The following is a 10,218-nucleotide window of genomic DNA, read 5'->3' as shown; positions in this document are numbered from 1 at the left end:
CCCGGTCACCGCCATGCGGCTCTCCTACGTCGGTGAGCTCGGCTGGGAGCTCTACACCACCGCGGAGCACGGGCTTCGGCTGTGGGACCTCCTGTTCGAGGCGGGCCAGGAGCACGGCATCATCGCCGCCGGACGCGGGGCGTTCAACGCGATGCGCCTGGAAAAGGGGTACCGGCTGTGGGGCGCCGACATGACCTCCGAGCACCACCCCTACGAGGCCGGGCTCGGTTTCTCGGTCGGCAAGGACAAGGAGGGCTACCGGGGTGCCGGTGCCCTCGCCGCCCGCCGGGAGGAAACGGCGGTCCGGGCCCTGCGCTGCCTCACGGTCGACGACGGCGTAACCGTCGTGATGGGCAAGGAACCCGTGTATGTGAACGGCGAAGCCGCCGGCTACGTGACGAGCGCCGCCTACGGCTACTCGATCGGCCGGCCCATCGCCTACGCCTGGCTGCCGGCCGCAGTGGCCGAGGGGGACTCCGTGGAAATTGAGTACTTCGGCGAGCGGGTTCGGGCCACCGTGGCGGCCGAGCCCCTCTTCGACCCGGCGATGGAGCGCCTGCGCGGCTGATCGGCTTCGTCACCACGAAGGCCCCGCCTCCGTACGGAGGCGGGGCCTTGTCATCAGCTGGTGGTTCCGCTGCGTCGTGGAAGCCCGCGGCTGAGCACCCCATTTGGCTCGGGGGCCCGCGGCCGAACACCCCGGCACGGCGAAGGCCCCGCCTCCTGAGGGGGCGGAGCCTTCGCTGTGACGGGCCGGCGGATCCCTGTTCCTTCCGAGGGCCGGCGGCACCGCCGGCCGGGATCCGGCCCTGGAGGACGCTCAGGACTTAGCGGACGGCCTCGAGATCGGCATCCAGGCCGTCCTCCTCGGGTGGAGGAGCAGTCACCGTGCGCTGCGGGGCGAGATGTTCGGGCAGCACTCCGGTGCGGTGGCGGATCCGGAAGTGGTAGAGGGCCAGGCCGCCGAGGATTGCGGCGCCGACGAACAGCACCCCGCCCCACTGGAGGTACCACTCGAACGGAGGCACGGAGTTATAGATCTCCTGCCGCGGCCAGACGAGGTTCACCATCATCGCTCCGCCCCAGAGGACGGCGAGGATGTTCACCGGCAGCCCCCACCGGCCGAGGCTGAAGCCGGATCCGGCGCCGTCGTCGGCCACCGGCCACTTCTTCTGCAGCCGCCGGCGCAGCATCGGTACGGTGACCAGCAGGTAGGAGAGGTAGATCAGGACGATGCCGATGCTTGAGAGGATGGTGAAGATCGCCGGCCGGCCGATGTTGACCAGGAGCGGAACGATCGACAGCAGGCCGATGACGATCGCCGCGACCGTCGGCGTCTTCCGGACGGGGTGGATCCTGCCCAGCTGCCGGCTGAACGGCAGGTTGTTGTCGCGGGCCATGGCGAACATCATCCGGATGGCGGCGGCGTGGACGGCGAGCGTGCACACGGTGATGGCGATGACGATGCAGACCAGGAAGGCCTTGCCGAAGGGTCCGCCCAACACCGAGAGCACGATGTGCTGCAGGCCGCCGTCAACGGCCCCGAGCTTGGGGTCGTCGACGTCCGGTGCGGCAAGAATGCCGAAGAGGATGATGAGCCCGCCCAGGACGAATGAGGCGGTGATGGCCCGGAGGATCGCCCGGGGCGCGGTCCGCTTCGGGTCCTTGGTCTCCTCGCCGAGGGAACTCGCGGTGTCGAAGCCGTACATGACGTAGGCCGAGGCCATCGCCGCGATCAGGAAGACACCGAGGAAGCCCATTGGGTGCTCGGCGCCGAACCCCTTGGTTTCGAACAGCACCCCGGGCCCGCGGACCACGTGCCAGCCGAGTGCAAGGATCAGCAGCACGGCGGCGAAAAGCTCGATGAACACCCCGACGCTGTTGATCCGGGTCATGAGCTTCACGCCGAAGGCGTTGATCAGGGTGGAAATGCCGATCAGGATGGTGGCCAGGATGACGCCGTTGGCGGCGTAGTCGTAGGGTCCCGTCCCGTCGCCCACCATCTGGAACCCCGACCAGATCTGCGGCATCGTGAGCTGCAGGGCCAGTGCGACCGCCCCAAGGGTCACGATGGAGGAGACGAGCAGCAGCCAGCCGGACAGCCAGGACCAGGTCCCGGTGCTGAGCCGCTTCGCCCAGTTGTAGACCGAACCCGCCACGGGGTATCGGCCGGCCAATTCCGCGAAACACAGCGCCACCATCAGCTGTCCGGCGAAGACGATGGGCCAGGACCAGGCATAGGCCGGACCGGCCGTTCCGAAGCCGAAATAGAACAGCTGGAAAACCCCTGTGAGAATTGAAATGTAGCTGACCCCGGCGGCGAAACTTGAGAATTTTCCAATGCTCCGGTCAAGCGTTTGGGTGTAGCCGAATTCCTCCATGCCGCTGGAATCGGCCGTTCTATTCCGATCTAACATCCGAGCTCCTAAGGTAAATAGCGCACGATGATGCCAGCCTGCGCCGCGGATCGGCGCTCGCCTCTTCCGCTTGGGGTGCGGATGAACCCGCCGGCCGGAGCCGGCCCTCCAGCGGGCAGACGTCCTTGTCAGCCCGCTTCCGCTGCACCGAACCAGCCGCTGGGGCCGGGCTCGATGTTCTGCCAGATGTGCTTGGTTTCGCGGTACTCAGCCAACCCCAGGAGCCCCAGTTCGCGGCCGTTTCCGGACTGGCCGAAACCGCCCCACTCGGCCTGGGGAACATAGGGGTGGTAGTCATTGATCCAGACCGTGCCGTGGCGCAGTGCCCCGGCGACGCGCTGGGCTCGGGATGCGTCTCCTGTCCAGACTGCTCCGGCCAGCCCGTAGACGGTGTCGTTGGCGAGGCGGACGGCCTCCTCCTCGGATCGGAAGGTTTCGACGGTGAGCACAGGCCCGAATGACTCTTCCTGCACCACGCGCATCGAGGTGGTGCAGCCGTCGAGGATGGTCGGCGGATAGTAGCTGCCGCCGGCGAGGTCCGGATCGTCCGGCACGGATCCTCCACACACGAGCTGCGCCCCTTCAGCGATGCCCGCCTGGACGTAGGCGTGCACCTTGTCGCGGTGGGCGAAGGAGATCAGCGGACCGGCCTCCGCACGCTCGTCGAACGGACCGCCCAGGCGGATGGTGCGTGCCCGCCGTGCCAGTTCGGCCACGAAGTCATCGTGGATCGACTCTTCGACGATCAGCCGTGCTCCGGCGGAACAGACCTGGCCGGAGTGGAGGAACACCGCGGTCAGGGCGTTGTCGAGCGCGGCTTCCCGATCGGCGTCGGCGAAGACAATGTTCGGGTTCTTTCCGCCCAACTCCAGCGCCACCCGTTTCACCGTGGGTGCTGCGGCCGCCATGATCCGTTTGCCGGTGGCGAGCCCACCGGTGAAGGACACAAGGTCCACCCGGGGGTCGGTGGTGAGGATGGCCCCCACGTCCGGGCCGGTGCCGGTGACCAGGTTCGCGACGCCGGCGGGGACCCCGGCCTCGGACAGCGTCTCCATCAGCAGGATCGCCGTGGACGGCGTCAGCTCGCTGGGTTTGAGCACGAAGGTGTTGCCCGCGAGCAGGGCCGGTGCGACCTTCCAGGAGACCTGCAGGAGCGGGTAGTTCCACGGGGTGATCAGGGCGCAGACACCCACCGGCAGATGGACGATCCTGCTGAGGGCCGCGGGGTTGCCCGTGTCGATGACCCTCCCGCTGTCCGTTCCGGCGATGCCGGCGTAGTAGCGGAAGCAGGAGATGATGTCGTCAAGGTCGTATTCCGCCTCCACGTAGCGCTTGCCGGTGTCAAGGGCCTCGGCGCGCGCGTAACCGGCCTTGTCCCTCTCCAGGAGGTCGGCGACGCGCCCGAGGACGCGCCCGCGCTCCCTTTCCGGAGTCCGCGGCCAGCCGCCGTCATCGAACGCCTTCCGCGCGCTGGCGACCGCCGCCTCGGCGTCGGGGGCGGTTCCCTCGGCGACGACGGCCACGGGGCTGCCGTCGGCGGGGTTGCTGATGTGGCGCGTGCGGCCGTCCCTGGGCAACTGCCACCCGCCGTCGGCATAGAGTCCGCGGAGGAGTTGGGTCGAGATCTCGGTCATGGTTCTCCTTGGGGCAACGGGCGGGTCAGCTGCGGGCCAGCGGGCTGCTGCCGTGCCGGTAGAACTCGGTGTGCTGCGGGGCCAGGGGTGCGTTGCCCAGGATCAGGTCCGCCGCCTTTTCCGCAAGCATCATCACGGGTGCGTAGATATTGCCGTTGGTGACATAGGGCATCGCCGACGCATCGACGACCCGCAGTCCCTCCGTGCCGTGGACCCTCATGCTCAACGGGTCCACCACCGCCAGAGGGTCCGACGCGGGGCCCATCTTCGCCGTGCAGGACGGGTGGAGGGCAGTCTCTGCGTCGCGGGCCACCCACTCAAGGATCTCCGTGTCGGTCTGCACGCCTGGCCCCGGCGACATCTCACCTCCATTGAACCGGGACATCGCCGGCCGGCCGAGGATGTCCCGGGCCACCTGCACCGCCTCCACCCACTCCCGGCGGTCCTGGTCGGTGGAGAGGTAGTTGAACCGCAGGGAGGGGTGGACCGTCGGGTCCGTGGAGGTGATCTTCAGGGTGCCGCGGGCGTCGGAGTACATGGGGCCGATATGCACCTGGTAGCCGTGCTTGGCTTCGGCCTTCTGACCGTCATAGCGCACCGCGACCGGGAGGAAATGGAACATGAGGTTCGGGTAGGCGACCTCGTCGTTCGAGCGGACGAAGCCGCCTCCTTCGAAGTGGTTGGTGGCCGCCGGGCCGGTGCGGCCGAGCAGCCACTGGAGCCCGATGAACGGGTACCGCCAAAGGCTGAGGTTGGGCTGCATCGACACCGGTTCGGTGCACGCATGCTGGATGTACACCTCGAGGTGGTCTTGGAGGTTTTCCCCAACGCCGGGCAGATCGGCGACGGTCTCAATGCCGAGCGACGAAAGATGCGTGCTGTCGCCCACCCCCGAGAGCTGCAGCAGCTGCGGGGTGTTGATGGCTCCACCGGAAAGGATGACCTCACCGGCAGCCACGGTGTGGAGCCGGCCGTTCCGGCGGTAGGTGACGCCGGTTGCCGTGTTGCCGCTGAAGTTCACCTTGGTGACCAGTGCCCGCGTCCGCACGGTGAGGTTGCGGCGGCGGAGTTCGGGGCGGAGATACGCACGGGAGGCGGAGAGGCGCTGCCCCTTGTGGACGTTCCGGTCGAAAGCGGCAAACCCCTCCTGCCGATAACCGTTGACGTCGTCGGTGAGCGGGTAACCCGCCTCCTGGGCCGCCTCGAAGAACGCCCGAAACAGGGGGTTGGTCGCCGGTCCCCGTTCGAGTTTGAGCGGCCCGGAATGGCCGCGCAGTTCATCGTCGGCGTCGGCGGCCAGTGCGGTCTCCATGCGGTTGAAATAGGGAAGGCAGTGGGCGAAATCCCACGAGTCCATTCCGGGGTCGGCTCCCCACCGCTCGTAGTCGAGCGGGTTTCCGCGCTGGAAAATCATGCCGTTGATCGAACTCGATCCTCCCAGCACCTTGCCGCGGGCGTGCGCAATGCGGCGGCCCCCCATGTGGGGTTCGGGGTCCGACTGGTAGCGCCAGTCATACAACGGATTGCCGCTGGGAAAAGTAAGGGCGGCCGGCATCTGGATGAATAGATCCCACGGATAATCGCTGCGTCCTGCCTCAAGCACGAGGACTGTCCGGTTACCGTCGGCGCTCAATCGATTGGCAAGCGCTGACCCTGCGCTTCCACCGCCGACAATGACGTAGTCGTAACCGGATTCTGCCATGATACGAAAAGTCTCCTCATACGTCGTGTGACCATTGGGGAACCGCCGAATTGCGTATTGCACAACTTGATGCATAATGCGCTATTCGGAAAATATGACAGGGATCACATTTTGTGTCAACACGTCTGGATTACGACGCCTCCCGCGCGAGGATGAATGGGCGCGGCACAGCTGCATACTCCTGCTTCACGTCACCGGTTTGTTGGGCCTTTCCCCGCGGTGAGGAATGTAGGTTGGCTTTATGAATCCAGGAAACCGCGCCCGTGGCGCCGCCGGACGCCGGGGTCGCTGTTCCGGTGTCGGTTGAGGCCGGCGAGGTCTGGCCGGACAGACCGCGCGCCCATTGCGATCCTTCCCAAGTCGAGCGGAAGCTCAAGTTGGTCGACGAACCCCATGTCCGGCCGCTGAACGATTGGGTGCGGTCGCTGAACCACGCCCGCACGGGCTCGACGGCGGATCCGGAATCCACGGCCCCGTGGTTCGACCCCAGCGGAGGAGGTGTCAACGCCAGGGTGCTCTTCCTCCTCGAGGCGCCCGGCAGCCGGTCCTCGGCGTCACGCGGGTCCGGGTTTATCTCCATCGACAACAACGATGCAACCGCGGCGAACCTTCACGCGCTCACGCATGAGGCCGGCCTGGACCGGGCGGCGTTCGCCCTCTGGAACATCGTGCCGTGGTACCTGCCTGAGGGCACCCGCACCAAGGCAACCAAGCGCGATGACGTCCTCGAAGCATGCCCGCACGTGGAATCCCTCATCGGGCTCTTCACCGACCTTGAACTGGTGGTCACGATGGGCGCCTTCGCCCAGGAGGGCTGGGAGATGCTGCGCCGTCAGTCCCCGGGCACCGCAGGCCTCAACTGGACCGCGGTGCCCCACCCCAGTGCCACGAACCTGAATACGCGGCCGCATCACCGCGGGCAGATTCTTCACGCCATGCAGGAAGCCAGCAGGCTGGTCCGCACCGACCGGTAAGCGTCCGCTCGTGAGAATTCCGGATGCCGGTCACTCCTCTTCGATCGGCAGCAGCAGCCCCTTCACCGCCGGATCCGTCGCCAGGAACTCCTGCACCGCCGGATCCTGGAACGCCTGGGTGAGCTTCTTGATGTTCTCTGTGCCCAGGTACTCCGTCCCCACGGTCAGCTGCGAGGCGAACTCGTCCGGGGCCGGCGGCGCGAAGATCTGCTGCTCCAGCGGAATCTTCGCCGCCGTGTAGTACTCCGTGTACCCCACCGCGGCATCAAGATCCGGCAGCGCCCTCGACTGCGCCGCGAAGTCCAGCAGCCGGAACTGAAGGTTCTTCGGGTTCTCGGCGATGTCCTTCTGCGTCGCCTCCCACTTGTTCACCCCCTCCTTCAGGGTGATCAGCCCGGCCCGCTCCAGCAGCCACAGCCCCTGGGCCTCGTTCGCCGGATCCGAATACAGCGACACCGTTCCGCCGTCGGGAATCTCCTCAACGGTCTTGTACTTGTCCGACCAGATGCCAAAGCCCCACCGGAACACCGGGCCCACCGCCGTCTCCCGGAAGTCCGGGTTCGCCTCGAGCACCTGCTCCAGCCAGAGCTTGTGCTGGTAGATCGTGGCCGCGACCTCGCCCTCGCTCACCGCCCGGTTGATGGTGTTGCTTTCGCTGAGGCCCTTGAACTCGATGTCGATCCCGTACTTCGGCGCCACCTCGTCATCGATGAACTCCACCAGCGCCTGCTCGGCATGGTTGCCCTCGGCGGTGGCCACCAGCAGGGTGGCGCCCTCGGTCTCGGCGGCGGACTGCTCGGGATTCAGCAGCGGCACCGCGATCAAGGCGCCCGCCGCGACGACGACGGCGGCACCCCCGGCGATCCATGGCGCCTTGCGCCGCTTCCGCAGGGTGAAGCCGTGTTCCGGGGAACCGGTGGGGGTAGTGGACGGGGAAGGAGAGGTGTTTTCAGACATGGCAAAGCCTTTCGAGGGCGCACTGAAATCCAGCGCGGGAATGGAAAGAAAAGGAAAGAAAGGAGTGGGTCAGGCCCGCTGCAGCCGCTTCTGCGGCGTCACCCAGCGGACCAGCCGATCGCCGGCGACCTGTACGAAGGCGACCGTCGCCACGAGGATGAGGATGGTCGCGAGCATCACGGTGTTATCGAACCGCTGATAGCCGTAGGTCACGGCGACGTAGCCGATCCCGCCGGCCCCGATCGTCCCGGCGATCGCCGAATACTCGATCATGGCGATGACCTGGATGGTCAGCCCGCCGAGCACGGCCGGCACCGCTTCCCCGAACTGCGCCGACCTCATGATCTGCAGGTTCGACCCGCCCGAGGCGCGGGCCACCCTCACGATCGACGGCGGCACCGACCGCAGCGCGTTCTCCACGATCCGCGTGAAGAAGGCAATCCCGGCCAGGGACATCGGCACCACGGCTGCGGCAATCCCGATGTTCGTCCCGGTGATGAAGCGGGTGAACGGCACGATCGACGCCATCAGGATCAGGAACGGCAGCGACCGCCCCACGCTGATGAGCCACCCCAGCACCGCATGCAGCGCCGGCCGCTCGAAGAGCCCGCCCGGCGCCACATTGTGAAGCAAGAGCCCCAACGGCGTCCCCACCGCCAGGACGACCACCATCACGACGCCGACCATCAGCACCGTTTCCCCGTAGGCGGGCAGCAGCAGTGCGGGAAGCTCGGCGACCGGCACGTCGGCCCGCGGGACATAGATCGACCCAATAGGAACTGAAGAAACACCGACGGCGCTCATGCGGCACCCTCCAGTGCCGGAACCGCCCCGGACCGGACCGGTGAGACCGGCGCTCCCCCGGGCCCGGGCTCCCGACGGACATCGGGTGTTCCGCTCAACCCATACCTGGCCAGGACCGCCCGGACGGCGTCGTCGGACGCCGCCGCAATTCCCAAGGTGGCACTGCCGGTATTGATCCCGTGCACCGTTTCGACCGATGCGCCCAGCAGGTGTACCGGCACGGCGAGGTCCGCGGAAACCCGCTGGATCCAGTCCCCCGGCACGTCCGTCGAGTCGTAGGTGACGTACCAGGTGGCGGCGCCGTCGTCGGCCGCTGCAAAACCGCGTCGTGGCTGCAGCGCCCTGCCCAGCGGGGAGCCGTGGTCGGTCAGCAGGTCGACCAGCCGACCGGTCTCGACAATCCGCCCGCGTTCGAGCCGCGCCACCGAATCGGCGATCTGCCGCACCGTGTCCATTTCGTGGGTGATGAAGACGACGGTGAGGTCGAGGTCGGTCCGCAGCTGCTTCAGCAGTTCCACCACCGAGCTCGTGGTGTCCGGGTCCAGCCCCGACGTCGCCTCATCCGCTAACAGGATGGAGGGACGCAGGGCCAGAGCCCGGGCAATGCCGACGCGCTGCGCCTGCCCGCCGGAGAGCTGGAATGGGTAGGAGTGGGCCTTGGGTCCAAGCCCCACCCGGTCGATCAGCTCCCCTACCCGCGCCCGGATCTCCCCCGGCGTCACGCCAAGGTATTCAAGCGGCAGGGCGATGTTTTCCGATGCCGTGCGCCGGCTCAACAGGCTCGCCGACTGGAACACCGTGCCGATCCGCCGCCGCGCCGCCCGCAGCCGCTTCTCCGGAAGGCTCGAAAGGTCCTCGCCGTTCACGACCACCGATCCTGAGGTGGGCCGCTCCAGCAGGTTGATGCACTGCGCCAGCGTGCTCTTGCCGGCGCCGCTCGGTCCGGTGACGGCGAAGATCTCGCCGGTGCCGACCTCGAAGTTGAGCCGGTCGAGCACGATGACTGCGTCCGCACCGCGCCCGTAGGTTTTCGTCAGTTCAAGAAGGGAGATCATGGGGTCGTCCTTGGAGTCAGCGGGCGGCGGGCTGGAGGCGGTAGCTGCTGCCGTGATGCTCGGCGGGCAGCCGGTCGCCGCGGCCGAACAGCTTGTGCCGCAGCGTCCCCTCCACGTACTCGGTGGGGTACGCGCCGCGCTTCTGCAGCTCGGGCACCACGTACTTCACCACGTCCTCGAACGAGCCCGGCGTGATCGCGTAGGCGAGGTTGAACCCGTCGACGTCGGTCTCCTCCACCCACGCCTGGAGCTCCTCGGCGACCTGCGCGCCGGAGCCGACGACGCGCGGGCCAAGCCCGCCGATGCCGGCCCACTCGGCGATGTCGCGCACCGTCCACGGCTTGCCGTCGTCCTCCACCTTGGAGAAGTTCGCCACGGCCGACTGGATGGCGTTCGACTTCACATTGCCCAGCGGCTCATCCGGGTCGTACACCGACAGGTCGATGCCGAGCCAGCCCGAGAGCAGCACGAGCGCCCCCTCGTAGCTGACGTACTTCTTGTACTCCTCGTGCTTGGCGTGCGCCTTCTCCTCGGTCTCGTCGGTGATGACGGTGAGCATCGTGTAGATGCGCACGGAGTAGCGGTCGCGCCCGGCGGCCTCGACGGCGTCGCGGATCTTGCTGACCGTCTCCTTCAGAATCGCTCGAGTCGGCGAGCCCACGAAGACGGCCCCCC

The 10,218-nt window shown here is 67.4% G+C and carries 9 protein-coding genes; 2 read left to right on the top strand and 7 right to left on the bottom strand.

The genetic code is table 11. From position 1 onward, the window contains the following. Positions 1–568: glycine cleavage T C-terminal barrel domain-containing protein (locus QZX79_RS08890; RefSeq protein ID WP_294567668.1), on the top strand; the 568-nt coding region annotated here is incomplete at its 5' end. 259 nt (positions 569–827) lie between these two features. On the opposite strand, the gene QZX79_RS08885 is transcribed toward QZX79_RS08890, so the two are convergent. From QZX79_RS08885 to betA, 3 genes are all read right to left on the bottom strand, one after another. Continuing rightward, entirely contained in the window at positions 828–2,417 is a 1,590-nt protein-coding gene (locus tag QZX79_RS08885) for an APC family permease (RefSeq protein ID WP_294567666.1), read from the bottom strand. 128 nt (positions 2,418–2,545) lie between these two features. Next, on the bottom strand, positions 2,546–4,051 hold the full coding sequence (locus QZX79_RS08880; RefSeq protein WP_294567663.1) for an aldehyde dehydrogenase family protein: 1,506 nt from the start codon (positions 4,049–4,051) through the stop codon (positions 2,546–2,548). A gap of 25 nt (positions 4,052–4,076) precedes the next feature. Beyond that, positions 4,077–5,753 carry a choline dehydrogenase gene (betA, locus tag QZX79_RS08875; RefSeq protein ID WP_294567661.1) on the bottom strand — a complete coding sequence of 559 codons (1,677 nt, stop codon included), beginning with the start codon at positions 5,751–5,753 and terminating at the stop codon, positions 4,077–4,079. 416 nt (positions 5,754–6,169) lie between these two features. Between betA and QZX79_RS08870 the strand changes: the two genes are divergently transcribed. Next, positions 6,170–6,727, top strand: a complete 558-nt coding sequence (locus tag QZX79_RS08870) for a uracil-DNA glycosylase (protein WP_294567659.1) — start codon at positions 6,170–6,172, stop codon at positions 6,725–6,727. Between the two features lie 30 nt (positions 6,728–6,757). On the opposite strand, the gene QZX79_RS08865 is transcribed toward QZX79_RS08870, so the two are convergent. From QZX79_RS08865 to QZX79_RS08850, 4 genes are all read right to left on the bottom strand, one after another. Beyond that, the gene (locus QZX79_RS08865) at positions 6,758–7,684 is read right to left on the bottom strand and encodes a MetQ/NlpA family ABC transporter substrate-binding protein (protein WP_294567657.1); all 927 of its coding nucleotides are present in this window, start codon (positions 7,682–7,684) and stop codon (positions 6,758–6,760) included. 69 nt (positions 7,685–7,753) lie between these two features. Continuing rightward, on the bottom strand, positions 7,754–8,488 hold the full coding sequence (locus QZX79_RS08860) for a methionine ABC transporter permease (protein ID WP_294567655.1): 735 nt from the start codon (positions 8,486–8,488) through the stop codon (positions 7,754–7,756). Further along, complete coding sequence (locus QZX79_RS08855) at positions 8,485–9,543, bottom strand: methionine ABC transporter ATP-binding protein (protein ID WP_294567652.1); 1,059 nt, start codon at positions 9,541–9,543, stop codon at positions 8,485–8,487. Before QZX79_RS08855 ends, QZX79_RS08860 begins: the two co-directional genes overlap by 4 nt. A 16-nt stretch (positions 9,544–9,559) precedes the next feature. Further along, positions 9,560–10,218, bottom strand: a 659-nt coding sequence (locus QZX79_RS08850) for an LLM class flavin-dependent oxidoreductase (protein ID WP_294567650.1), incomplete at its 5' end; no start/stop codon positions are given.

This window comes from uncultured Arthrobacter sp., from assembly GCF_902805515.1.
Taxonomy (GTDB): domain Bacteria; phylum Actinomycetota; class Actinomycetes; order Actinomycetales; family Micrococcaceae; genus Arthrobacter_D.
This window is presented reverse-complemented; position numbering and strand designations above follow the sequence as displayed.